Annotated in this window: 21 protein-coding genes and 2 tRNA genes; 19 read left to right on the top strand and 4 right to left on the bottom strand. The window is 39.7% G+C overall.

The window, feature by feature from the left end; all coding sequences use genetic code 11:
* The first annotated feature begins 2 nt into the window (after positions 1 to 2).
* The 15 genes from BC751_RS19690 (at position 3) to BC751_RS19620 (ending at position 15,882) form a co-directional block, all read left to right on the top strand.
* Positions 3 to 1,214, top strand: a complete 1,212-nt coding sequence (locus BC751_RS19690; RefSeq protein ID WP_130277106.1) for a PP2C family protein-serine/threonine phosphatase — start codon at positions 3 to 5, stop codon at positions 1,212 to 1,214.
* 2 nt (positions 1,215 to 1,216) lie between these two features.
* Entirely contained in the window at positions 1,217 to 1,846 is a 630-nt protein-coding gene (locus BC751_RS19685) for a polysaccharide deacetylase family protein (protein ID WP_130277105.1), read from the top strand.
* On the top strand, positions 1,843 to 2,952 hold the full coding sequence (locus tag BC751_RS19680) for a glycosyltransferase (protein WP_130277104.1): 1,110 nt from the start codon (positions 1,843 to 1,845) through the stop codon (positions 2,950 to 2,952). Before BC751_RS19685 ends, BC751_RS19680 begins: the two co-directional genes overlap by 4 nt.
* Positions 2,953 to 3,109: 157 nt before the next feature.
* Positions 3,110 to 3,886, top strand: coding sequence for a TatD family hydrolase (locus BC751_RS19675; protein ID WP_130277103.1), 777 nt, complete (start codon positions 3,110 to 3,112; stop codon positions 3,884 to 3,886).
* Entirely contained in the window at positions 3,883 to 4,962 is a 1,080-nt protein-coding gene (locus BC751_RS19670) for an asparaginase (RefSeq protein WP_130277102.1), read from the top strand. The genes BC751_RS19675 and BC751_RS19670 overlap by 4 nt, the downstream gene beginning before the upstream one ends.
* A gap of 73 nt (positions 4,963 to 5,035) precedes the next feature.
* Positions 5,036 to 5,123 (top strand) — tRNA-Ser (locus BC751_RS19665).
* Between the two features lie 714 nt (positions 5,124 to 5,837).
* Entirely contained in the window at positions 5,838 to 6,638 is an 801-nt protein-coding gene (locus BC751_RS19660; RefSeq protein WP_130277101.1) for a MotA/TolQ/ExbB proton channel family protein, read from the top strand.
* 56 nt (positions 6,639 to 6,694) lie between these two features.
* Positions 6,695 to 7,024: a hypothetical protein gene (locus tag BC751_RS19655; RefSeq protein ID WP_130277100.1), complete on the top strand. Its 330-nt coding sequence runs from the start codon at positions 6,695 to 6,697 to the stop codon at positions 7,022 to 7,024.
* Positions 7,024 to 7,665, top strand: a complete 642-nt coding sequence (locus BC751_RS19650; protein ID WP_130277099.1) for an ExbD/TolR family protein — start codon at positions 7,024 to 7,026, stop codon at positions 7,663 to 7,665. The genes BC751_RS19655 and BC751_RS19650 overlap by 1 nt, the downstream gene beginning before the upstream one ends.
* Position 7,666: 1 nt before the next feature.
* Positions 7,667 to 8,128 (top strand): ExbD/TolR family protein, encoded by a 462-nt coding sequence (locus BC751_RS19645; protein WP_130277098.1) that lies wholly within the window; start codon positions 7,667 to 7,669, stop codon positions 8,126 to 8,128.
* A gap of 60 nt (positions 8,129 to 8,188) precedes the next feature.
* Complete coding sequence (locus BC751_RS19640; RefSeq protein WP_130277097.1) at positions 8,189 to 9,517, top strand: MFS transporter; 1,329 nt, start codon at positions 8,189 to 8,191, stop codon at positions 9,515 to 9,517.
* Entirely contained in the window at positions 9,510 to 10,985 is a 1,476-nt protein-coding gene (locus tag BC751_RS19635) for an NAD(P)H-hydrate dehydratase (protein WP_130277096.1), read from the top strand. The genes BC751_RS19640 and BC751_RS19635 overlap by 8 nt, the downstream gene beginning before the upstream one ends.
* A 64-nt stretch (positions 10,986 to 11,049) precedes the next feature.
* Positions 11,050 to 12,291 carry an MFS transporter gene (locus BC751_RS19630; protein WP_130277095.1) on the top strand — a complete coding sequence of 414 codons (1,242 nt, stop codon included), beginning with the start codon at positions 11,050 to 11,052 and terminating at the stop codon, positions 12,289 to 12,291.
* A 262-nt stretch (positions 12,292 to 12,553) separates the two neighbouring features.
* A complete protein-coding gene (locus tag BC751_RS19625; RefSeq protein ID WP_242617459.1) occupies positions 12,554 to 14,440 on the top strand; it encodes an IS1634 family transposase in 1,887 nt (628 codons plus the stop codon).
* 134 nt (positions 14,441 to 14,574) lie between these two features.
* Complete coding sequence (locus BC751_RS19620; protein WP_130273823.1) at positions 14,575 to 15,882, top strand: IS1380 family transposase; 1,308 nt, start codon at positions 14,575 to 14,577, stop codon at positions 15,880 to 15,882.
* 212 nt (positions 15,883 to 16,094) lie between these two features.
* Here the strand turns inward: BC751_RS19620 and BC751_RS19615 are convergent, their stop codons facing one another.
* Positions 16,095 to 17,267: a DUF4221 family protein gene (locus tag BC751_RS19615; RefSeq protein ID WP_130277094.1), complete on the bottom strand. Its 1,173-nt coding sequence runs from the start codon at positions 17,265 to 17,267 to the stop codon at positions 16,095 to 16,097.
* A gap of 62 nt (positions 17,268 to 17,329) precedes the next feature.
* Positions 17,330 to 17,473 carry a hypothetical protein gene (locus tag BC751_RS22160; RefSeq protein WP_207226921.1) on the bottom strand — a complete coding sequence of 48 codons (144 nt, stop codon included), beginning with the start codon at positions 17,471 to 17,473 and terminating at the stop codon, positions 17,330 to 17,332.
* A 201-nt stretch (positions 17,474 to 17,674) separates the two neighbouring features.
* Here BC751_RS22160 and BC751_RS19610 point away from each other — a divergent pair, with 201 nt between their 5' ends.
* On the top strand, positions 17,675 to 18,685 hold the full coding sequence (locus BC751_RS19610) for an IS30 family transposase (protein WP_130273814.1): 1,011 nt from the start codon (positions 17,675 to 17,677) through the stop codon (positions 18,683 to 18,685).
* 209 nt (positions 18,686 to 18,894) lie between these two features.
* On the opposite strand, the gene asnS is transcribed toward BC751_RS19610, so the two are convergent.
* Complete coding sequence (asnS, locus tag BC751_RS19605) at positions 18,895 to 20,346, bottom strand: asparagine--tRNA ligase (RefSeq protein WP_130277093.1); 1,452 nt, start codon at positions 20,344 to 20,346, stop codon at positions 18,895 to 18,897.
* A gap of 177 nt (positions 20,347 to 20,523) precedes the next feature.
* Between asnS and rpoN the strand changes: the two genes are divergently transcribed.
* Both rpoN and BC751_RS19595 read left to right on the top strand, forming a co-directional pair.
* Positions 20,524 to 21,981, top strand: a complete 1,458-nt coding sequence (gene rpoN / locus BC751_RS19600) for an RNA polymerase factor sigma-54 (RefSeq protein ID WP_130277092.1) — start codon at positions 20,524 to 20,526, stop codon at positions 21,979 to 21,981.
* A gap of 69 nt (positions 21,982 to 22,050) precedes the next feature.
* On the top strand, positions 22,051 to 22,599 hold the full coding sequence (locus BC751_RS19595) for a phosphatase PAP2 family protein (protein ID WP_242617547.1): 549 nt from the start codon (positions 22,051 to 22,053) through the stop codon (positions 22,597 to 22,599).
* A gap of 118 nt (positions 22,600 to 22,717) precedes the next feature.
* On the opposite strand, the gene BC751_RS19590 is transcribed toward BC751_RS19595, so the two are convergent.
* On the bottom strand, positions 22,718 to 23,458 hold the full coding sequence (locus tag BC751_RS19590) for a porin family protein (protein WP_130277091.1): 741 nt from the start codon (positions 23,456 to 23,458) through the stop codon (positions 22,718 to 22,720).
* A gap of 174 nt (positions 23,459 to 23,632) precedes the next feature.
* Here BC751_RS19590 and BC751_RS19585 point away from each other — a divergent pair.
* A tRNA-Arg gene (locus tag BC751_RS19585) sits at positions 23,633 to 23,706 on the top strand.
* Positions 23,707 to 24,229 lie beyond the last annotated feature (523 nt).

The following is a 24,229-nucleotide window of genomic DNA, read 5'->3' as shown; positions in this document are numbered from 1 at the left end:
GCATGAGTATTCAGACTGTAAAATATCGTAAGAAAGAACTAGAGCTGAAATCCCTTTTGGAGATCACCCAGGCGATCAATGAAAATAAGCCTGCCTCGGTGCTATTGGATATTTTTAAGTTTACCTGCTTGGTGCATTTGAATATCAAATCTATCTTGCTTTATATGGTGCAGGAAGAGCGATATGACAAGATGATCAGTCATGGGCTGAAAAACAGGGTCCCCGAGCATATCCCTTTCGGGAATATCCATTACAGTAAGGAAACGGGTGAATTAAAATTAGAGGTGGGTAAGGAATATTCATTTGCCGAGCTGGAAAGCTATCTTCCTGTTTATCACAAGGAAAAGTTATTGGCCGTATTATTTCTTAAAAAAAAGTCAGAAGAGGAGGAACTGGACCTGGATTTTACCCAAGCCTTGGCCAATATCCTAGTAGTAGCATTGGAAAATAAAAAGTTTGCCAAAAAGCAATTGGAACAGGAAAGGCTCAAGAGGGAAGTGGAAATTGCATCCAATGTACAGCGTATGCTGCTTCCATCCATCTTGCCCAATACGCCCAGACTGGCAGCCAAAGTAACCTATGTTCCCCATTCTACAGTAGGAGGGGATTATTATGACCTGATACAAAAGTCAGAAGATGAAGTTTTCTTCTGTATTGCGGATGTCTCCGGGAAAGGAATGCCTGCCGCGCTTTTGATGTCCAATTTCCAGGCTGCATTGCGGACTTTGTTGCGCAGCACCTCTGATCTGAAAATGGTAGTGGAACAATTGAATTATACCATTTTTGAAAACACGAAAGGGGAGCGGTTTATCACATTTTTTCTTGGCTATTACAATTATAAAAGCAGGGAACTGGTCTACGTAAATGCAGGCCACAATCCACCTGTACTCTGCTGGGAGGGAGAAAATCGAACAGAGTTGCTTGGTGCAGGTACCACTATTTTAGGAGCTTTTGAAGTTTTGCCTTTCATAGAAGTAGGGAAAAGAGAATTCTTAAAGGGTTTCACCATTCATCTTTACACGGATGGCCTTACAGAGAGCATCAATGTTCAGGAGGAAGAGTATGGAGACCAGCGTTTTCATCAATTTATTAAGAGCAAGAACTGTATGGCGCCTAAGCGGTTCCATGATATGTTTTTCCAGGAAATGGGAGATTTTTCAAAAGGAGCTGAACAAAGAGATGATATCACCCTTCTTACAATAAGGTTTCAATAAATATGGTTTGGTTGCATCATATTCCTTCCTTTGTTCCAAAGATTTTTGATGAAATGGTTTGGCACAAATCTAGGGAACATAGAAAGGTGTACCTTACATTTGATGATGGGCCGGTACCGGGTATTACAGATTTTGTCCTTGAGGAATTGGCAAAAAGAGGAATGACCGCAACTTTTTTTATGGTAGGGGACAATGTGGGTAAGTTTCCTGAATTAGCGAAGTCGGTTTATGAATCAGGCCATGCTATCGGGAACCATACCTATCATCATGTGGATGGTTTTGGGACACCTGACCAAAAATATTTTGAAGAAATCCGGCTTTGCCAGGATGAAATCCGCAATAGAACAGGCTTCAGTCCAAGTATTTTCAGGCCTCCTTATGGGAAAATTACCAGAAGGCAGTTTAAGGAAGTCAGTAAGCATTACCAAGTGGTATTGTGGGATGTGATTTCAGGAGATTATGACCCTGGACAAAGTCCTGGTAAATGTCTTTCAAAAACCAAAGAGCATACTAAAAAGGGCTCCATCATTCTCTTTCATGACCAGCAAAAAACCGAAAAAGTTATCAAAGCTGTATTGCCTGATTATCTTGACTTTGTGAATGATCAAGGTTTTGAAACAGCCAAATTATGATTCTTATTTTGTCCATTCTTATTGTGGTGCTTCTCCTGATCCAGGATGCGATTCTTTTGATTTTGCTAAACATAAATTTCAAAAATTATGGGGGGAAAAAGCTTTTTGGGAAAGAATGGCCATCCGTAAGCATTTTGATACCCTGTAGGAATGAAGAAAAGAATTTACCTCAAGCTTTAGCTGCTCTTGAGCAATTGATTTATCCCAAAGATAAAATTCAGATCATCCTTGGCAATGACAATAGCTGTGACAGGACAGGGGAAATCCTCCAATCTTGGTGTGCCAATAAGAAAATGGCAGAGTATGTTGAAACTGAGGAAGCCAAAAACACTGGAATGAACGGTAAGGCCCATGCCCTCCATCAAATGGCCAAATTGGCTTCAGGAAAGTTGTTGCTATTTACAGATGCAGATTGCCAGGTCCATCCTCAATGGGCCATGAGAATGGTCCAAGCCTGGGACAGAACCCATGCCGGGATAATAACAGGCATTACTACAGTAAAGGGAGGCCGTATTTTTGAAAGGATGCAGGCTATGGATTGGTGGCTTACCTTAGGGATGGTTAAGGTAGTAGGGGATTTGGGTTTTTCAGTGACCTCCATGGGAAATAACATGTTGGTTTCGAAGGAGGCGTATGAAGCAGTTGGCGGCTTTAAAGGTATCCCCTTTTCGTTGACTGAAGATTTTGAACTGGCAAGACAGGTTGGCAAAAAGGGGTATAAACATATTCACGAAGTAGCCGCTGAAAACCTTATTGAGACCAAAGCCCAGGTTGATTTTCGGAAATTATTGTCGCAGAGAAAGCGTTGGATGCATGGAGCTATGGCTTTGCCTCCTTTTTGGAAGCTCATTTTAGGGATTCAGGTTTTGTTTTTTCCGGCTATTTTAAGCCTTGTGATTTTACATCCTTTTGAAGGAACCATGCTTTGGTTTTTGAAAGTGTTAATACAAAGCTTTTTTATTTACCGTTTGGCATCAAAAACAGAGGTCTGTTTAAAAACATTCGATTTCCTGTATTTTGAAATATATTATTTGATTACAGCTTGGTCCACGATAGTTTATTATTTTTGGCCGTCCAAAACAGATTGGAAGGGAAGGAAGTATTGAGGTCGGAAGTTTGAAGTCAGATTCCGGAAATTATGCCCTTTATGTTTTTTGGAGACTAATCTTCAAGTGAACTGAAAAGAAGCTGCTGTAAAAAAAAAACAATACTTAAGTTTGGATTTATAGATAGTTAAAACCCTTAGTCAAACCAAGATTAACAGTGAATTATAATGATACCCATGTTCATATTTATTCCAGTAAGTATGATGGGGACAGAGATGATGTGATCAGAAGAACGCTTGAAAATGGCGTTTCCAAATTATACATGCCCAATGTGGATGTGGACACCATTGATGCCATGTTGGAAGCTGAGCTCCGCTATCCTGATGTTTGTATTCCTATGATGGGCTTACATCCCTGTGATGTCAACAAAGATTTTGAGAAGCAGCTTTATATCATGGAGGATTGGATCAATAAAAGAACCTTTGCGGGTATTGGCGAGACCGGCCTTGATCTTTACTGGGATAAGACTTTTTTTGAGCAGCAAAAGGAAGCCCTAAGGATTCAGATCCAATGGGCCAAAGAAAAGCAATGGCCGATTATTCTTCATTGCAGGGAATCTATGGATGAAACCATAACCCTCATCAAGGAACACAAGGACGAAAAACTCTTTGGGATATTTCATTGTTTTACGGGCTCAGTCGAGCAGGCAAAGGAAATCATTGAATTAGGGTTTATGCTGGGAATAGGAGGAGTTTCTACCTATAAAAATGGAGGTTTGGATACGGTCCTTCCATATGTAGATCCCGAATTCTTGGTATTGGAGACAGATGGACCCTATTTGGCACCTGTTCCGCATCGCGGAAAGCGTAATTCTCCGGAGTATATTCCTATCATTGCAGAAAGGGTAGGAGATCTTTTACAAAAAACTAAAGAAGAGATTGCCGAACTTACCACAAAAAATGCACATAAGCTCTTTCATCATTTTAAGTCATGAATTACAAAATCGTTAGACTCAATACTTCTGCGAAGAGTGATATTACCTCCTCTGTTTTGATTATTTACACAGGCGGTACTTTGGGGATGGCATATGATGAATCCGGGGCTTTGGTTCCCTTCAATTTTGGTCAGATTTTGGATAAAGTGCCCTCACTGATGCAGATGAATATTGCCATTACGGTGATTTCTTTTCCAGAACCCATAGATTCTTCCAATGTTAATATGCAGCATTGGGTAGACATGGCCTATATCATCTACGAAAATTATGATAGCTATGATGGTTTTGTGATCCTGCACGGCACGGACACGATGGCTTATTCCGCCTCCATGATGAGTTATATGCTGCAGGGATTGAGTAAGCCGGTGATATTTACAGGAGCCCAATTGCCCATATCGGCCATGCGTTCAGATGCAAGGGAAAACCTGATGACATCTTTGGAAATTGCTACGGCTAAGGCCAATGGAAAGCCTATTGTCCCAGAAGTCTGCATTTTTTTCAATCACATGTTATTGAGAGGGAACAGGTCCAAAAAGGTACAAAGTGTGCATTTTGATGCATTTGAATCCGAAAATTATCCTGCACTGGCCGAATCGGGGATCATTATTGATTACAATTTTGCTGCGATAAAGCCCTTTGAAGAGGGCAAGAAACTGAAATATCACAATAGACTGGACAATAATGTCATGGTTCTGAAGCTGTTTCCGGGCATCACCGCCAATGTCCTGGATTCCTGTTTTGACATCAAGGGGCTTAGGGGTGTGGTGTTGGAGACTTATGGTTCGGGTAACAGTCCTAGTGAACCCTGGTTTTTGAATGCACTGGAGAGGGCTGTCAAAAAAGGCATAATTATCCTGAATGTTTCCCAATGTAATGGCGGGCGGGTTATCCAGGGGAGATATCAGACCAGTAAAGATTTGTTGAGGATTGGAGTATTAAGTGGGGGTGATATTACCACAGAAGCAGCCATAACCAAGATGATGTTTTTGTTGGGGAATGAGGCATCCGATGCAGAGATCAGAAGAAAATTGGTCATGCCTTTGGCAGGGGAAATGTCATTGACAGGTCTGTCATAAATTTTTCAAAAAGATGTTGGATGGCTATGGAATAATTCATTTCTTTGCACTCCGATTTGGAAATCAACCAAACAGAGAGGTGTCCGAGTGGTTGAAGGAGCACGCCTGGAAAGTGTGTATACCCCTAAAGGGTATCGAGGGTTCGAATCCCTTCCTCTCTGCAAATGCCAACTTTAGCGATAGGGTTGGCATTTTTATTTACGTCAAAAGACCCAGTAAGGAAGGGATGAGAACCCTCGATTAAGCCATTGGGTTCGAAATCGACCAAAGGGAGATTCACGAGAGGCGGTGCGGCGTGCCCTGAGGGTACGAGTAATCCCTTCCTCTCTGCAAATGCCAACTTTAGCGATAGGGTTGGCATTTTTATTTACGTCAAAAGACCCAGTAAGGAAGGGATGAGAACCCTCGATTAAGCCATTGGGTTCGAAATCGACCAAAGGGAGATTCACGAGAGGCGGTGCGGCGTGCCCTGAGGGTACGAGTAATCCCTTCCTCTCTGCAAATGCCAACTTTAGCGATGGGGTTGGCATTTTTATTTACGTCAAATTGTAATTTTCTAACCTACATCTTTCTTTTGAATTCTTCAGGGCGGGAATTACGCTTTCAAGATTTAATTCTTAGTCCAGATTGGGATTTTTGCGGCTTATACCTCCACTTAAGCCATTTGTTTTTCCTTTTATATAAATTCTCTAAGGGCTTCATAATCGTTATTTTAGCTTGCACAAAATTCAATCAAGAGCATAGGAAATAATTTTTCTGAAAAAAATATGACTATTTCCTTTGCAATTTGATTTGAAAAAATGATAACTTTAAAATCTCAATATTACGTTAGAAACCGTTTAACCTTTATTTAAAGTCTATTTAAAAACTACATTATGAAAAAGTTAATCGCTTTGTTCATGCTTTCCGGAATCTTGATGTTCCCGGTAATTACGAAAGCTCAAGATGCAGAAGAAGCTGCAGAAGAAACTACTGAAGTTGTGGAACAAGTAGCACCTGCTACCCCAGCCGTAGTCGATGATGAAATCATTGACGAGGAGAAAGGTTTCCACCAAGTTATTAAAGAAAAGTTCATTGAGGGTGACCCTACTTTCATGTCTCCGGTATTGATCTGTTTGATTTTAGGTCTTGCTGTGGCTTTGGAAAGAATCATTACTTTGAACCTTTCTACAACCAATACCAAGAAGCTTTTGGCTAAAGTAGAGGAAGCACTTGAGCAAGGCGGTATCGAAGCTGCTAAGGATGTAACCAAAAACACCAAAGGTCCAGTTGCTTCAATCTTTACCCAAGGTTTGATGAGATACTCTGAGGGTATTGAAATGGTAGAAAAATCAATCATTGCCTACGGATCTGTTGAAATGGGCCGTTTGGAAAAAGGATTGGTATGGATCTCCCTTTTCATCTCCCTAGCTCCGATGTTGGGTTTCATGGGTACGGTAATCGGTATGATCGGTGCATTCGACGCGATCGAAGCAGCTGGTGATATCTCTCCATCCCTTGTGGCCGGTGGTATCAAAATCGCCCTTTTGACAACTGTTGCTGGTTTGATCGTTGCGATTATCCTTCAGTTGTTCTACAACTATTGCGTGGCTAAAATCGATTCATTGGTGAATGACATGGAGGATGCTTCCATCTCTTTGGTAGATATCCTTGTGAAGCACAAATTGTCCAAGTAATCGCTTGGCAGTTTAACCTTCAGCTCAATCAATCCTTAAATCGAAAATAATATATTATGGATTCTATAGATATCTTTATATTCATTGCGGAAGGTTTGATCATCCTTGGAGCTATCTTTGCGATTGTGATGCCATTAATCAAATCCTTTGATAATCCTTCAAGTTTGGTGAAAACCGGTCTTGGAGTTGCAGCTCTAGCAGTTGTTTTCTTCATCGCATACTCTATTTCTGACGGAGATGTACTCCCCAAATTTGCTGCAGATCCGTTTAATTTAACTCCGGCAATGTCCAAATTCGTCGGAGGAGCACTCTATACCACTTATGCTTTATTTATCATAGCTATTGTTGGTATCGTGTTTACTGAACTCAATAAAGCATTAAAGTAATGGCAAGAAAAAAAGGCAGATTAACCCAGGAGGTCAATGCAGGTTCCATGGCGGACATCGCCTTCCTGTTGCTGATTTTCTTCCTGGTTACGACTACGATTGCTTCGGACAAGGGTATCTTGAATGTCCTTCCTCCTAAGCAGGATCCTAATCAGCCACCGCCTGAGATTAAGCTTAATGAAAGAAATATCTTCAATATTCTTGTCAATGCCAATGATCAATTATTGGTAGAAGGTGAATATATTGATAATACAGATAAGCTTTCTGAGGACATTAAGGACTTTATCCTTAATTTTGGTGCACCTGATGAAGAAGCAATTGCTCTTTTCAATAGCCTCCCTGCTTCTTTAAGAAACAGAGCGAAAAGAGACCCGCAGTCTTCAGATCACCCGATGACTGGTGGTGCAGTTGTTTCTATCAAGACCAACAGAGGTACCAGCTATGAAAGGTATCTTGAAGTTCTTGACCAGGTAAAAAGAGCATATTTTGAAATTTACGCTGAAAGGGTCGGTCTCACTGCGGATCAATACAGGGCTTTGTCTGGAAAAACTCCAGCTGAAAAAGAGCTTCTGGACCGTGGTAAGGAAGGAATTCCAATGGCGATCTCAATTGCAGAACCAGATAAAATAGGAGGAATTTGATATGTCAAAGTTTAAGAAAAAAACCAGTACTTCTCAGAATATTCCTACCTCTGCGTTACCGGATATTATCTTCATGCTTTTGTTCTTCTTCATGGTGACCACCGTTTTGAGAGAACAAGAGATCTTAGTAGAGCAAAAAATCCCTCAGGCTACGCAGTTGCAGAAATTGGAGAAAAAGACTTTAATTTCCTATCTGTATATTGGTAAGCCAAAAAATGTGGCCTTGTTTGGAACAGAACCACGTGTACAGGCAAATGATGTACTGATTAATACAAAAGACATCGTGCTTTGGGTTAATCAGGAAAAAGATAAGTTGTCTGAGGCTGAAAGAGATCAAATCACTATTTCCATGAAAGCTGATAGAGAAGTGAAAATGGGCCCAATTTCCGATGTTCAGTTTGAATTGAGGGAAGCAGATGCAAGAAAACTTCTTTACGCTGCAGTAGGAAAAGTTCAAAATTAATAATCATTCAATTTCTTAAAAAAGCTATTCCGAAAGGGATAGCTTTTTTACTTTATACCCATGATTTTAAAAAGTCTCAGAAGCAAAAATAAGGTGCAGAATGCGTGGGCCATGTATGATTGGGCCAATTCTGTTTACAGTTTGGTCATTACCTCTACCATTTTTCCTGTTTATTTCAATAATGTAACCCAATCTGATGAATGGGGTGACGTGGTTTCTTTTTTTGGTTTCCCAATTATCAATACTGTTCTGTACTCTTATTCCATTTCTTTTTCTTTTCTGGTTATAGTTTTTATTTCACCGCTTTTATCAGGGATTGCTGATTATGGTGGGAAAAAGCTAAGTTTCATGAAATTTTTTGCATATATTGGCGCATTATCATGTATTGGTCTGTTTTTTTTCGATGGATCTAATTTAGAATATGGGATCATTTGTGCCATGTTGGCGAGCATTGGATTTGCAGGTAGTATTGTTTTCTACAACGCTTTTTTGCCCGAAATAGCAACCGAAAGTGAATTTGACTTTTTAAGTGCCAAAGGTTTTGCTTTAGGTTATCTTGGAAGTGTTATTTTATTGGTTTTGAACTTGGTGATGATACAAATGCCTGAAATTTTTGGATTGGAAGATGGTGGTCAGGCAGCCCGTTGGTCTTTCTTGATCACCGGTTTGTGGTGGGCAGGGTTTGCTCAGATTCCCTTTCGGTACCTTCCTGATAATTCCCAGAAGAATAAAATTAAAAGGGCTGTTTTGCTCAATGGTTATCATCAAATACGCTTAATTTTTCAGGTTGTTAAAAACACCAAAGTAATGAGCCGTTTTCTTGCTGCCTTTCTTTTTTACAGCATGGGTGTACAAACTGTGCTTTATTTAGCAGCTTCTTTTGGTGACAAAGAACTTGAACTAGCCGGTGATAAATTGATACTTACCATATTGATCATTCAATTGGTCGCAATTTTTGGCAGTTATTTGTTTGCTTTTATATCCAAGCGATACGGTAATAAAAGCTCATTGATTATTATGGTCTTTGTTTGGATATTAATTTGTGGAGCGGCATACTATGTTGAAAATGAATTTCAATTTTATGGCTTAGCTTTCATAGTAGGTATGGTAATGGGGGGTATTCAATCGCTTTCAAGGGCTACCTATTCAAAATTGATTCCTGATAATACTTCAAATAATGCTTCTTTTTTCAGTTTTTATGATGTTACTGAAAAAATTGCCATTGTATTGGGTACTTTCTCCTATGGTTTGATTGAACAGATTTCGGGTAGCATGAGGAACTCTGCGCTTGTTCTGGGAATATTTTTTATTGTAGGTTTAGGTTTCTTATTTTTGGTAAGGATACCCAAACAAGAGTTGGATAAAATTGTCGAAATTAAAAATGCTTAGTATCATTTCTGGTGATAAGGTCAAACTACTGGATGCTGCCTTTATTAAGGCAAGGCAAATGCGTTCATTAGACCTTATGGAAAATGCTGCAAAAGCCTTCTTTGTATGGTTTGAACGCATGTTCAGTGCTATACAAGGGGAAATTTTTATTTTTTCCGGACCTGGAAATAATGGGGGTGATGGGGTTGCTATTGCCAGGTTACTTGCAGAAAGCGGGAAATCCGTCAAGCTGATTTTTTTTCAGGATAAGGAACAATGTAGTCCGGATTATCAAGCAAATTTTGAAAGGTTACCTTCTAAGGTTAAAGTGCTTTCTGTTTTGGATTTTGATTTTCAGATTACTGAAAACGACTTTGTCCTGGACTGTATTTTTGGAGTAGGTATCAATAGGCCCATTGAAGGTGTTTACCTTGAGGCTGTAAATAAACTGAACCACATTTCCTGTCATAAAATCTCAGTTGATATTCCTTCTGGGATTCCTTCGGACAATATTCTTCAAGGGGAAGCTTTTAAGGCTGAACATACGTTGACTTTTCAGTTTCCAAAGTTTTCATTGCTATTTCCGGAGCATGCGGAATATACAGGAAGAATACATGTTGTTGACATTGGCATTCCTGATGAATTTATCCTGAATTTTAATGAGGGGAAATTTTTTCTCAGAAGGGAAGATATTTCAAGGTTTCATAAAAAATTTCATGCTTTTAGTCACAAGGGTGACTTTGGAAGAATTATGCTTTTTGGAGGCAGCGTGGGTAAGGTCGGGGCGATGGTTTTATCTTCCAAAGCTGCATTGAGGACAGGGAGTGGGCTGGTTCATGTCCAAATAGCAGAATCAGAACGTGCTATCATTCAGACTGCTGTTCCGGAGGTTATGGTAGCCGGTGCTCAGGAAATCAAAAAACTGAAATCCTTTGATGCATTAGGGATAGGTCCCGGATGGGGTACTGAGGTTGATCTTGCATTTTACTGTAGTCTTTTGAAAAGATACCATAAGCCTTTGGTGATCGATGCTGATGGTCTAAACTTGTTGGCCAAAAAACCTGAAAATTTGAAATATGTTCCCAAGGGAAGTGTCCTGACTCCTCACCTCAAGGAATTTCAAAGATTAGCAGGAGAGGCGAAAGACCATAAGGAAAGGCTGGAAAAGGCAAGGTCTTTTGCTAGGGAACATGGGGTTTATTTGGTACTTAAGGGGGCTTTTACCTCCATTTCTACCCCTCAAGGGGAGCAATTTTTCAATTCTTCCGGCAATCAATACATGGCCACAGCAGGATCCGGAGATGTACTTACTGGAATGATTACCTCATTTTTAGGACAGGGCTATCCTCCTTTGAATGCGGCTATTTGTGGTGTTTTTCACCATGGTTTGGCCGGGGAAATGGCAGCTTTGAAAAAAAGGAGGGGAGTTATTGCTTCAGATATCATTGAATGTGTTCCTGGGACTTTTGTGGAATTGAATATTGAATGAATAATTATCCATGCTTTTAGAACTTTACTCAATTGTTACTGGTTGAAGTCCATATTGCTTTTCGATGAATAAGGAAAAACTATTACTCTGGACCCTTGCGGCCATCAATTTTACCCACATCGTGGATTTTATGATTTTGATGCCATTGGGTCCTCAATTGATGAGGATTTTTGAAATCAGCCCACGGGAATTTGGACTTCTTGTTTCCTCCTATACTTTCAGTGCTGGGATCAGCAGTTTTATGGGGGCTTTTGTTTTGGATAAATATGACAGAAGAACCATTACTTTATGGGTGTTTACGGGATTTTTATTGGCCACCTTAGCCTGTGCCCTATCCCCCAATTACCCCATATTATTGGTTTCAAGAATTATAGCGGGTTTGTTCGGAGGACTGACTTCTGCTTTGATATTAGCCATCATCGGAGATGTGATTCCTGATTCCAGAAGAGGGAGGGCTATGGGATTGGTGATGGCAGCCTTTTCTATAGCATCTGTTTTCGGTGTACCATTCGGATTGTTTATTGCTAGTATTTCCAATTGGCATGCTCCTTTCTTTTTTCTTGCGGGGATGTCTGTGTTGATTTTGTGGATGATCTATCAGTTCTTACCTTCTATTACCGCCCATTTGGTGCATAGGGTGAACAAGCCAAGTCCCATCCAGGTAGTGAGGCGGGTCACAGGAAATCCCAATCAAATGAAAGCCATTACCCTGACCATCATGATGATGCTTGGACAATTTACGATCATTCCTTATATCAGCCCTTATATGGTGGCCAATGTTGGTTTTACGGATATTGAATTGACCTATATTTATATGGCAGGGGGCTTGTTTACAATATTCACTTCTCCTTGGGTGGGTAAAATGACTGACTTGCATGGGAAAACCAAAGTCTTTACCATCTTTATGGTTCTGAATCTTATTCCTATTGGGGTGATTACCCATTTGGGACAGACCCCGATTCCCTATGTTTTATTGATCACCACCATGTTTTTTGTGACTTCTAATGGGAGGATGGTTCCCGCAATGGCATTAGTGACTGGTACTGCCAAGCCGGAAAATAGGGGAAGTTTTTTGAGCTTTAATTCTGCTGTACAGCAACTGTCCGCAGGATTGGCATCTTTTGTAGCGGGACTGATTCTTGCCGAGGGTATCAATGGGGAATTGCTCAATTATAATATCGTAGGCTATATTTCCATCTTTTTAAGCTTGCTTTGTATTCCCTTGGCAAAAAGGATAAAAGTAATCGATACAGATGCTGTGCACTATGTTAAAAATATAGCAGACGTGGAAACTGTAAAAGGTTAACTTCAAAAAAAAATGTAAAGCATTTAAACTTAAATTTTGTGAGCTTTTAATTCAATTATTAACTAATTCAATTATTTCCTTAACCCAGATTGCAGCTTTTAGGGGTTAAAAAAGAAAATTTCGGGAAATTTTCTTTTTTTTAGCTCCGATTACCCGTACCCCCCTACGTGATTTTTTTTCTACGGGCTGTATAATGCCATTTTTTGGTTTGTAGTACACAAGGGGTATTGCATCTTGGGGTTCAATACCAGTACTTTACACCATGTATTTCAAGTTCTCTTTACGTAAACATCCCGATTCGGGAAGACTCAGCGGATACTACCGGCTGGTGGAAAGTTACCGTAATGCTGACAACAGGGTGTGTCATCGCACTATCCTGAATATAGGTTTCATGGAGGATGCTGCGCCCGAGCAGCTCAACAAAATACAGAAACACCTTACTGAGAAGTATGAGCACAAGGCTTCTTTTTTTGACCTGGAGGAAGATCCAATCGTCAGACGCTATGTTGAAGACTTCTGGAGTCGGATCGTATCTTCCAAGAAGCTGGATATCAAGTCGGAACAGCAGCTGTCACGGATGGTGGATATGGATACCATCCAGCACAGTAATGCCAGAGAAATAGGAGCAGAGAATATTGCTTTCCAGACATGGGAGAAGCTGCAGCTTACACCTTTATTACTTTCGGCGGGATTCAGCGCCGAAGATGCAAGTCTTGCAGCCACACAGGTTGTATCCCGTGCGGTATACCCCGCTTCCGAACTCAAAACTGTCCGTTGGATAAAGGAAAACTCGGCAGTCTGTGAGCTTACGGGCTATGATATGGATAAAATAACCAAGGACAAGCTGTACAAAAGTGCGCTTGAGCTATACAAAGTCAAAGATTCACTCGAAAAGCACCTTTCCAAACGTACCAATGAACTCTTTGATCTACAGGATAAGATCATCCTTTATGATCTGACCAACACCTACTTTGAGGGAGAAAAACCGAACAGTAAGCTGGCACAATACGGGAGGAGCAAGGAAAAAAGAAAAGACGCAAAACTTGTTGTGCTGGCACTGGTAGTGAATGTGGAAGGGTTTATCAAGTACTCCTCTATCCTGGAAGGAAACATAGCAGACTGCAACACACTTGCTGCAATGATTGAAAAGCTTTCCGTCCACACCTGTACAGGACCTGCGGTAGTGGTACTCGATGCAGGCATAGCCACCGAAGAAAACCTGCATCTTATCCAGAGCAAAGGATACAGCTACCTCTGTGTAAGCAGGACAAAACTCAAGGATTATAGCTATGTGCCCGACAGGCTTACAACTCTGCTGGAAACAAAATCAAAGCAGAACATCAGACTCAGAGCCGTGTCCACAGAAAAAAACACAGACTATTATTTGGAAGTCAAAAGCCCTTCCAAAGAGAAGAAAGAGGAAGGCATGAAGCTACAGTTCGAACAAAGGTTTGAACAGGAACTGCAAAAAATACAGCATGCCCTCAACAGCAAGGGAGGAGTGAAAAAAACCGATAAAGTCCACCAGCGCATCGGGAGGGCCAAAGAAAAGTATCCATCAGTCCAGTATTATTATGAGATCACTGTTGAAAGTGACCCTAAAACAGAACAGGCGACAGCAATGTCATGGAAGAAAAACCCGGAACGGGAGCAGGCAAAAGCTGATAATCTGGGCATCTATTTTTTACGGACAAACCTGAACGTGCAGGAGGAGTACATCATCTGGAATATCTATAACACTATCAGGGAAATAGAGAATGCCTTCCGTACACTAAAAACCGATCTGGATCTTAGACCGATTTACCATAAAAACGATGATGCCACCATGGCACATCTACATCTGGGAATCCTTGCATATTGGATAGTCAATACAGTGAGGTACCAGCTCAAGCAGAAGGGAATAAAAAGCTGCTGGGGTGAAATAGTGAGAATAGGAAACACACAAAAGGCCATCACTACTTCAGGGAAAAACACCTATGATAAAGTCATTACCACACGCAAGTGTACAGTTCCAAACAAAAACCTAAAAGAAATCTACGACATCCTTCAGACCAAATACCAACCGTTTACAAAAAGAAAATCCGTAGTACACAAACTTGAACTCAAAAAAACAGAAATACCCAAATTACAGCTACTTACAGGCGGATAGCTGCAATCTGGGTTAAATCCGCAGGGCGGATTTAAAAAAAGCCGAAAAAGTGGCTGAATTTATTCAATTCAGGCTTTTCCGGCTCGTTTTTTTTTCACTTATTTAGGTGTTACCACACATCCTTGATAAGCGGTATGAAAATTACGAATTCGACAGAAAAAATCACACCTTTCGGAGGTTTTAATTTTGTTTTTAACTCTTTCAAAAATTCTGGTCTCCCAGAACTCATTGATAATCAATTGGGGGTTAGAGCCTTAAGGGGAGGGTTTTCATACAGTGACATTTTCGCCAATCATATGGCTATTTTCTTTAATGGTGGCGACTGTACTGAAGATATCAATGTTCACTTGAGAGACGCACTTGAACAGGTCCCTTCATTTTCAGTATGCAGTGCCGATACAATTCTGAGAGGTATCAAAGAGCTTGCTGTTGATACAGAACTCTTTATAAATCCGTCCAGTGGAGTAAGCCATGAATTTAATATCAATGGAAAACTCAACAGCTTGTTGTTAAAATCAGCTTGTAAGACCGGATTACTCAAGTCAGGTGTTGCTTACGACCTCGATTATGACAACACCGTCATTCCAACTGAAAAGTACGATTCAAAAAAGACATATAAACACGTCTATGGATATCAGCCAGGTGTAGCTTCCATAGCACATCCTGAATTTTCACAGGCCATTCCTGTGTACGTAGAGGGCAGAAATGGCAACAGTCAGGCCAAATATTTGCAGGCTGATACACTTACACGCATGTTTGGGCAGCTTACCAATGAAAATATCCGTATCGGAAGGTTCAGAGCCGATTCAGCATCCTATCAGGAAGAAGTTCTCCGCACACTGGAAGCACATACCGAAAGCTTTTATATACGGGCAAACAGATGTGCCAAACTGGATAATATCCTTGGAAGTATAGCCCCTGAGAAGTGGCAGAAAATACGTTTGGGTGTACAGGAAATGGAAGTTACTGACCTATCCGACTACAAACCTTTCGGTAAAGACAGGTCTTACAGGCTGGTCATTACCAGAATCAGGCGTAAAGACGGGCAGGCAGATGTGTTTAGTGGAGATGCATTTACTTACAGGGCTATTCTGACCAATGAACATACATCGTCCAATGAAGCTGTTGTAAGGTTTTATAACGCCCGGGGTGCAAGCGAACGCTTGTTTGATGTACTCAACAATGACTTTGGCTGGTCTAAGTTGCCCTGTTCGTTCCTTGCAGAGAATACCTCCTTTATGCTTATGACGGCTATGTATGCCAATTTTTACACCTATATCATTGGAGAGTATTCCAGAAAAGTTGATTGGCTTAAGCCTACCGACAGGCTCAAGAAGTTTATCTTCAGATTTATCACTGTTTCAGCCAAGTGGATAAGAACGGGAAGAAGAGAAGTGCTCAAACTGTTCACGAGTAAGGATTACAAGCCGATTTTGAACTAAATTCAGATAAAAACCCCTCAGGAGCTCAAAAAATAAAGATTTACAGGGAAGAGGTATGCCTTTTCCATTAAAATTGAGGAAAAAAAACCGTCCATTTTATCCTCAAACCTAAAATCCATTGTCTCAAAACTATGAACACTCTTCAATCAAAGGGAAGAAATTCCCGAACTAGACCAAAAATGAACACAAACAAGCAGATTCAAATCTCCAAACTAAAATCCTGCGGATTTTAGGTATTTATTCAAATTACTGAAGTCAAAAGTATGAATTACCATATAATTTTCATCAAATTCTGGATTATCGGGGTGCATAGGGAAAAGGTTTAATCCTTTTTCTGAGACAAAATAATGATGGGCTAGATAGGTGTTTTTAGGAAGAGTAATTTCGTGTTTTAACGAATAATCATCTCCATTGTAAATACTTATTGTAAAATACCGGGGAGTATACCCAAATTTCATTGCGTTTTTATCCGCCGAAATATCATCTCCAGGCCAGCCAAACCGGTATATTAAATTTTTATAGGGGTCAAATACAAGTCCTAGATTTTCTGAGCTTTTATGTAACAGCTGCATATTTTCTTCAATTGAACGGGACATCCGCGGGGAAAGATAATATTCATTTGAGAATGAATTTAGTAATTTTGTCTGCAGTTGTTGCTCTTTGATCTCAACCCCATTAAAACCAACCTCTACAAATGTATTACTTTGTCTATGTAGAAGAAGTAAAGAGTTTGATTTAGAAGTTTGACTAAGGGTAATAAAATTATTGTATGTAAGAAAAGATGTGGGTAGTTTAAAGTCTAAATAATTAAAAGTTCCTAATGATTTATTGAAACATAGTATTGGAGGATATTCGAGTAACGCCTGATTATTTAGATTGGAAGGTGGTACATTCCCAAGATCCCTCAAACCAAGGTATATTAACCCTGAATGATTGGTGTGAAACATATTTGAATACCTTGTCATAGAAGGTATTGGCACTCCCAATTTAGAATAATTCAAATAGTTGTAGACATTTACTAACTTTCCTTCCTTATCAATCAATCGAAGTTCAAAGCTCATAGTAGGGACATAGATACTATCATTATTTAGAACAAAAAAACCAATTGGATTCCCTAAACCATTTGGGCCCTCTCTTTCCATATTTATAAATCGTTTAATTTTTTTATCAGAAAGGTCAAATACACTCAAAGTTTCCCGGTCAGCGTTCCACCAATAAAGATCTCCATCTAAATATTGTAAGCTTCTTGTATAAGTTTCTGTTTTAAGGTCTATTGGAATAGCTATCGTCTCAACTAGGAATTTTGATAACTCTAGAGAATTGTCTAATGTTCTAGAACAAGAGAAGAAAGAATAAATTAAAAAAACTAAGAGTAATTTAGTCATATTTTTTAATAATATTGGAGAAAATCAGGTCTATATTAAAAATAGACCTGATTTAAATACAATTAATAAATCAATAGAAAATCAGGGTCTAACTGTGGGTATAGTTGTAGTGCAATCAGGACCACAATAAGCGCAATATCCATGAAGCCCTCCTGCCCAACAAGCTTGTAAGTCATTATCCCACCCACACCAAACTTGTTTAGCACTTAAAGTATCTATTGAACCAATAGATGTTAAAAATAGTAACATCATCAAAACCAAATTGAATTTTTTCATGATAATAAAGTTTAGGTTAAAGATTTATTTTACTTAAAACCTATATTCAAGTCATAAATGCAACACTAAGGGTTTAAGGGAAGGAACCTAGGTTCCTTCCCTTAGGCTGAAAATATTAATTTAGTGTTGTCATGAATAAATTTAAACATCTCAGCCAGGAACAAAGGTACCAAATAGAGGCTTTATTTAGAAACGGAACTTCCCAGACCAAAATCGCTGCGATTATCGGTGTCAACAAAAGTACTGTATCCAGAGAACTTCAAAGAAATACCGGCAAGAGGGGCCGTTATAGCGGTGAATATAAGGCTGCAGTTGCCCAGAACCGTACAGACGAAAGACATAGACTCAAGAGAAAGCGAATCAAATTTACCGAGTCCCTTAAAGAAGAGGCCCGCAAATTCCTTGTTGTTGACAAATTGAGCCCAGAGCTAATATCGGTCACCTGGAAGAAACAAGGTAAAGAAGGGGTTTGTCATGAGACACTCTACAACTGGATATTTACTGCCAAAAAAAGTAGCCATTGGAGATACCGAAGGGACAGGGAGCTTTACAAGAATCTCCGGCATGGTAAAAGAAAGCGTAAGAGAGGTAATTACAGGCATACCAGAGGAATTATCAGGGAGAGAGTTCCAATTGACCAAAGGCCTCCTGTAGTTGAAAAAAGACAAAGGATAGGAGATATTGAAGTAGACCTTATGATGGGGAAAAACCACAAATCAGCTCTTTTGGTACTGGTGGACAGGGCAACCTTGGTTACTACCATAGAGAAACTTGATGGTAAAAATGCAGATATCATTGAACAGAAAATAGCAAAGAGAATACAGAGAATTGGTGCTTCGTTCTTCAAATCAATCACTTTCGATAATGATATGGCATTCGCAAACCATTATAAAATCAGAGATAAATTCAATATCCCAACATTCTTTACAAGACCATACACTTCACAGGATAAAGGAACAGTGGAAAACAGAATCGGACTTATCAGGGCTTTCCTGCCAAAGGGTACTGACCTCAATCAAATCTCTCGGGAACAGATCCAAAATATAGAAACCAAAATCAATAACAGGCCAATAAGAAAGTTTAATTATCTTAGTCCTATCGAATGTCTAATGAAAAAATTAGGCGTTGCATTTATGACTTGAACATGGCAAACTAAAAAATATCACATGGGATTCAGCTGAGTTTAAGTAATTTTTTTTTTTTTTTTTTTTTTTGATATACGGTCAAAAATTAGAATAAACGGTCATTTGTGTTTTTGAGTAAATATAAACTCAATTAGATTCTAAATAAAAAAAGCCTACCTTTAAATTGAAGGGCAGGCTTTATAAAAAAAAATAATTTTTTCCTACATTTAAAACTCCGCATGTCCAGGAGTCCTTGGGAAAGCAATTACATCTCTGATGTTGCCCATACCGGTCACGAACTGTACCATTCTTTCAAATCCAAGTCCAAATCCTGCATGTGGCGTGCTTCCGAATCTTCTGGTATCCAGATACCACCACATTTCTTCTGTAGGGATGCCCATCTCCTCCATTCTTGTAGTTAATAACTCCAGCCTTTCTTCTCTTTGAGATCCTCCCACGATTTCTCCAATGCCAGGGAATAAAATATCCATGGCCGCAACGGTTTTGCCGTCTTCGTTCTGCCTCATGTAGAAGGCTTTGATCTCTTTCGGATAATCTGTTAGGATTACCGGTTTTTTGAAGTGTTTCTCTACCAGATACCTTTCATGTTCTGACTGAAGATCAACTCCCCAGTTTTCGACCAAATACTGGAACTTCTTCTTTTTGTTGTGATTTGAGTTCCTAAGGATGTCAATAGCTTCTGTATAGGTCAATCTTTGGAATTCGTTTTCGACCACAAATTTCAACCTTTCCAACAGCCCCATTTCACTTCTTTGGTCGGCCTTTTTTGCATTATCTTCTTCTGCAGCTCTTTTATCTAAGAACTCCAGGTCTTCCTTGCAGTTTTCCAAGGCATAGGAAATTACATATTTGAGGAAATCCTCGGCTAGGTTTTGGTTGTCTTCTGCATCATAAAAGGCCATTTCGGGTTCTATCATCCAGAATTCTGCCAAGTGCCTGGTGGTGTTAGAATTCTCCGCCCTGAATGTGGGACCGAAAGTATAAATTTCAGCTAAACCCATGGCAGCCAATTCCCCTTCCAACTGACCGGAAACAGTGAGATTGGTTTCTCTTTCGAAGAAATCCTGCTTGAAGTCAATTTTTCCTTCCTCGGTAAGAGGAGGATTTTTCAGGTCCAAAGTGGTTACCTTAAAGGTCTCTCCAGCTCCTTCTGCATCGGAGGCTGTAATGATAGGTGTGTGGATATAAAAGAATCCTTTATCATTAAAGTATTTGTGCACAGCATAAGCCAAAGCATGTCTAACCCTGAAAACTGCGCCAAAGGTATTGGTACGGATTCTAAGGTGTGCGATTTCCCTAAGGAACTCAAGGGAATGCTTCTTAGGCTGAAGAGGGTATTTCTCAGGATCGGCATCTCCCAAGATTTCTATTTGCTGGGCATTCAATTCAGTTTGCTGACCTGAACCTTGAGAGGCTACAATAGTTCCATGTATTTTAAGGCATGCACCTGTTGTGGCTCTTTTTAAAATTTCTTCAGCTATTTCATTAGGGTCAGCTACAATTTGATAGTTAGTGATGGATGAACCATCGTTGAGCGAAATGAAAGCCACATTTTTGTTGTTTCTTTTGGTGCGCACCCAACCCATAACCGTAACCTTTTGGCCGGTGTAATCCTTTTCCAGGAGTTCTTTTATTTTAATTCTTTTGTTGAAGGCCATATTTTTTTTGAATATTTGAAAGTTAAAGAGCCTCATTACATTGGCTTTCCAAAGGGAATGCAAAAAAACGATATAATAAGCTTTTTATCAAAAAATTGTTCTAATTTCCTAAATTTGGAATGCAAGAACATCGTTAATGTTCTAAAGTTGTCGCTTTATAATAATTGCTAGGCCGATATGCAGAAACTAAATTTAAGTCAGGTATTATCCCAAAAACTGTCTCCCCAACAAATTCAGTTTATCAAGCTCCTTCAGGTGCCTACGGCAGAACTGGAAGCAAGGGTAGAGGAGGAGTTGGAGATTAATCCGGCTCTTGAAGAAGGCAGGGAAGAGGAAAAGGCTGAGAGTGATGAAATGGATTATGAGGATAGTTATGAGGATGATTTAGGATATGACGATAAAGACATCAATTTAGATGATTATCTGAACGATGATTACGGTGGGTATAAAATGCAGGGAGATGGTAATTATTCGCCTGATGAGGAAGACAGGGAAATACCCATTTCAAGCGGGGTTTCTTTACAGGACCAGCTCCTTACCCAGCTCGGTTTTTTGAAACTTGATGAAAGACAAAAGATAATCGGCCGACAGCTCATTGGTAGCATTGAAAGTGACGGGTATATCCGTAGGGATCTGGAAGCCATTATCAATGATCTTGCTTTCAGCCAGAATATTGAAACTGATATCGATGAGGTCGAAGAGATTTTAAGAAAAATCCAGAGTTTTGACCCCAGCGGCATAGCTGCCAGAAATCTTCAGGAATGTTTATTGATCCAATTGGAGAGAAAGGAGCATCCGGATGATCCGACTGTGCAGAATGCCATTCGGATTATCAATGAGTGTTTCGATGAATTCACGAAAAAACATTATCCCAAAATCCAAAAAAAGCTGGATATAGGAGATGAGGAGATCAAAGAAGCTGTCAATTTAATTACCAGGTTAAACCCTAAGCCGGGAGGTATTTCAGACGGATTGGTTAAAACCCAATACATTATACCGGATTTTATTCTGACTAATACAGATGGGAAACTGGAAATCACCCTCAATTCCAAAAATGCCCCGGAATTAAGGGTGAGCAGGTCTTACTCGGAAATGTTTGACGCATATGAAAAAAGTGACAAAAAAGACAAAAAACTCAAAGAAACGGTCACTTTTGTTAAGCAGAAACTGGATGCTGCCAAGTGGTTTATTGATGCCATCAAGCAAAGACAGCAGACTTTGTTGAAAACCATGCAGGCCATTTTGGATTACCAATATGAGTTTTTTTTGGAAGGAGACGAAACCAAGCTTAAACCAATGATCCTCAAAGATATTGCAGAAAAAATTGATATGGATATTTCAACGGTTTCCAGGGTGGCCAATAGTAAATCAATCCAGACCGAGTTTGGGATATTTCCCTTGAAATACTTCTTTTCAGAGGGTATTACTACTGAATCAGGTGAGGACGTCAGCAACAAAGAGGTCAAAAGTGTGTTACAGTCTATGGTGGATCAGGAAAATAAGAAAAAGCCTTTATCTGATGATAAATTGGTTAAAATGCTTAATGACAAAGGGTATAATATTGCCAGAAGGACAGTCGCCAAATATAGGGAGCAGTTGCAGATTCCTGTCGCCAGACTTAGAAAAGAACTATAAGTGTACCGAAAGCTAGCCCTTTTTATTTCTTACCTGTTTCAACCATTGTTAATACCAACGCTGGTATTTTTGTATTTGATTTATGGGGCTACACATTTGGTGAAAGTGTCCTATTTTGACAACCGTTTTTTGGTGGCCATGGTTTTCCTGACCACTTTTATCATTCCTTTGCTCAGTGTGGTGATGATGCGGTTGACCAAAAATATTGGTTCGTTTCATATGCATTCCAAGGAGGAAAGGGTATTTCCGTTTTCGATGATCAGTCTTTTTTACATGATCACTACCTACCTTTTCTATTTAAAATTCCGCATAGATCCTGCGTTATTACTTGCTTTGGTGGTAATCACAATTAGCGTAATTATACTTACCAGTGTGACATTTTTTTGGAAGATCAGTGCTCACATGACTGGAATCTCGGGCTTAGTAGCGATCATATTTGCCATAGCGCTCAAATATCCTTCCTATGATTATTTAGCGTTGGTAATTGGAAGTATTCTGGCTGCCGGACTAGTGGGTTCTTCCCGACTATATTTAAATGCCCACACGCCAGGGGAAATATTTGGAGGATTCATCTTGGGATTTTCAATTTGTTTCAGTGCATTCTATTGGCTGCTGTAAATTGGGATATTAGATTTTATGGAAGGCCAAAAAGTTCTTTTGGTCATTCGGGTATTTGCAAAACAAAAAAAAGTCGGGAATCCCCGACTTTTTTTGTTTTCATGTTTTGAAATTTTGCTTAAAACAGTGCGAAAGAAACCCCAAAACTTAATTGTGTTGCCTCGGTATTAAAAGGTCCCCTGTTATTTTGGAAAACAGTATTTAAACCATAGTAGCCCCAAATATTAAATCCCGGGAATCCCATTCTGGTATAGACGCCATATCTCAATGGATTTACTCCGTAGGATTGTCTGTCCTTTATTTTTCTGGTCAGCCCGTTCTCATCTGTAAATTCGATTTTGGTTTGGGCATTCATTAAATATCCCACCTTTCCGCCAAGTGCTATCCGCATACTTTTATTGTAATTGCTCTTTCTAAAGTGGTATCGGAATTCTAGAGGGATGTCCAGGTAATTCAAAGAAACATTGTTTGTAGATATAGAAATATTGTCTCCATAGACATCCCGAATGGCTAAAAGTCTGCTGGATTCAGGTCCTATGGTTGGGTTGTTGAAAAGCGTCCTGTCATTTCTAAAGGCCATTTTGTCGGTACCTACACCAATTCCCGGATTAAAAGTGAAACCTGTTGCTTCTCCAATTTTGATTTCTGTCTGATAATAAATATTGAATGTCCTGGAAGGTAAAAAATTGGTTCTCAGTTCATCTGGTTTATTATTTAAGGTATTGAAACCAAAATCCAAAAAAAGATCGCCTTTGATATCCGGTCTTCCTCCTATTGGAGTTCTTTCTCTTTCCTGTGCAAATAGAAAATCTGAAGCGATTAGGTTGGTTAATAAGACGACAATAAAGATTCTTTTCATGAAAGCGCTTTTTGTTTTAAAATTTCGGCTAAATTATAAAATCCCATCCGATTTGCTGTCCTTTTTCTCTTAATTATTCTTAATTGAAAAACAGGCAAATGAAAATAATAGACAAAAAGACCTCTGAGGGCTTTTGGATATTTAAAAAAGCTCACTACTTTTGCAATCCCAATTGGCCTCGTAGCTCAACTGAATAGAGCACCTGATTACGGCTCAGGAGGTTTCAGGTTTGAATCCTGACGAGGTCACTTCTTAAAAATCCTGCACCGGCGGGATTTGTTTTCTTCAAATCTGATTACGGCTCAGGGGGTTTCAGAGCCTGTACCGAGAATCGGTATTTGAATCCTGACGAGGTCACTTCTTAAAAATCCTGCACCGGCGGGATTTGTTTTCTTCAAATCTGATTACGGCTCAGGGGGTTTCAGAGCCTGTACCGAGAATCGGTATTTGAATCCTGACGAGGTAACCTTTTAAAAATCCTGCACCGGCGGGATTTGTTTTCTTCAAATCTGATTACGGCTCAGGGGGTTTCAGAGCCTGTACCGAGAATCGGTATTTGAATCCTGACGAGGTAACCTTTTAAAAATCCTGCACCGGCAGGGTTCTGTCACCCGAAATATGGTTTAAGAGCGTTCGAATTCATTGACCAAAACTATTTTGGTAATGTACTTCGGTTGACACCATTCAATTCAAAAAAAATGTTGTCCATTCATCCTGCTTTCAAGAAAAATTTGAAAGTACCAGGGAACGATAAGCTTTCAATGCTTGTTA

Source organism: Cecembia calidifontis (genome assembly GCF_004216715.1).
GTDB lineage: Bacteria > Bacteroidota > Bacteroidia > Cytophagales > Cyclobacteriaceae > Cecembia_A > Cecembia_A calidifontis.
Note: the sequence above shows the minus strand (reverse complement) of the source record. Positions and strands in the feature narration are given on the sequence as shown.

Coding starts and splice junctions, on each gene's coding strand:
- BC751_RS19690 (WP_130277106.1), top strand. CDS start 3: ATGAGTATTCAGACTGTAAAATATCGTAAGAAAGAACTAGAGCTGAAA.
- BC751_RS19685 (WP_130277105.1), top strand. CDS start 1,217: ATGGTTTGGTTGCATCATATTCCTTCCTTTGTTCCAAAGATTTTTGAT.
- BC751_RS19680 (WP_130277104.1), top strand. CDS start 1,843: ATGATTCTTATTTTGTCCATTCTTATTGTGGTGCTTCTCCTGATCCAG.
- BC751_RS19670 (WP_130277102.1), top strand. CDS start 3,883: ATGAATTACAAAATCGTTAGACTCAATACTTCTGCGAAGAGTGATATT.
- BC751_RS19660 (WP_130277101.1), top strand. CDS start 5,838: ATGAAAAAGTTAATCGCTTTGTTCATGCTTTCCGGAATCTTGATGTTC.
- BC751_RS19655 (WP_130277100.1), top strand. CDS start 6,695: ATGGATTCTATAGATATCTTTATATTCATTGCGGAAGGTTTGATCATC.
- BC751_RS19650 (WP_130277099.1), top strand. CDS start 7,024: ATGGCAAGAAAAAAAGGCAGATTAACCCAGGAGGTCAATGCAGGTTCC.
- BC751_RS19645 (WP_130277098.1), top strand. CDS start 7,667: ATGTCAAAGTTTAAGAAAAAAACCAGTACTTCTCAGAATATTCCTACC.
- BC751_RS19640 (WP_130277097.1), top strand. CDS start 8,189: ATGATTTTAAAAAGTCTCAGAAGCAAAAATAAGGTGCAGAATGCGTGG.
- BC751_RS19635 (WP_130277096.1), top strand. CDS start 9,510: ATGCTTAGTATCATTTCTGGTGATAAGGTCAAACTACTGGATGCTGCC.
- BC751_RS19630 (WP_130277095.1), top strand. CDS start 11,050: ATGAATAAGGAAAAACTATTACTCTGGACCCTTGCGGCCATCAATTTT.
- BC751_RS19625 (WP_242617459.1), top strand. CDS start 12,554: ATGTATTTCAAGTTCTCTTTACGTAAACATCCCGATTCGGGAAGACTC.
- BC751_RS19620 (WP_130273823.1), top strand. CDS start 14,575: ATGAAAATTACGAATTCGACAGAAAAAATCACACCTTTCGGAGGTTTT.
- BC751_RS19615 (WP_130277094.1), bottom strand. CDS start 17,267: ATGACTAAATTACTCTTAGTTTTTTTAATTTATTCTTTCTTCTCTTGT.
- BC751_RS19610 (WP_130273814.1), top strand. CDS start 17,675: ATGAATAAATTTAAACATCTCAGCCAGGAACAAAGGTACCAAATAGAG.
- asnS (WP_130277093.1), bottom strand. CDS start 20,346: ATGGCCTTCAACAAAAGAATTAAAATAAAAGAACTCCTGGAAAAGGAT.
- rpoN (WP_130277092.1), top strand. CDS start 20,524: ATGCAGAAACTAAATTTAAGTCAGGTATTATCCCAAAAACTGTCTCCC.
- BC751_RS19590 (WP_130277091.1), bottom strand. CDS start 23,458: ATGAAAAGAATCTTTATTGTCGTCTTATTAACCAACCTAATCGCTTCA.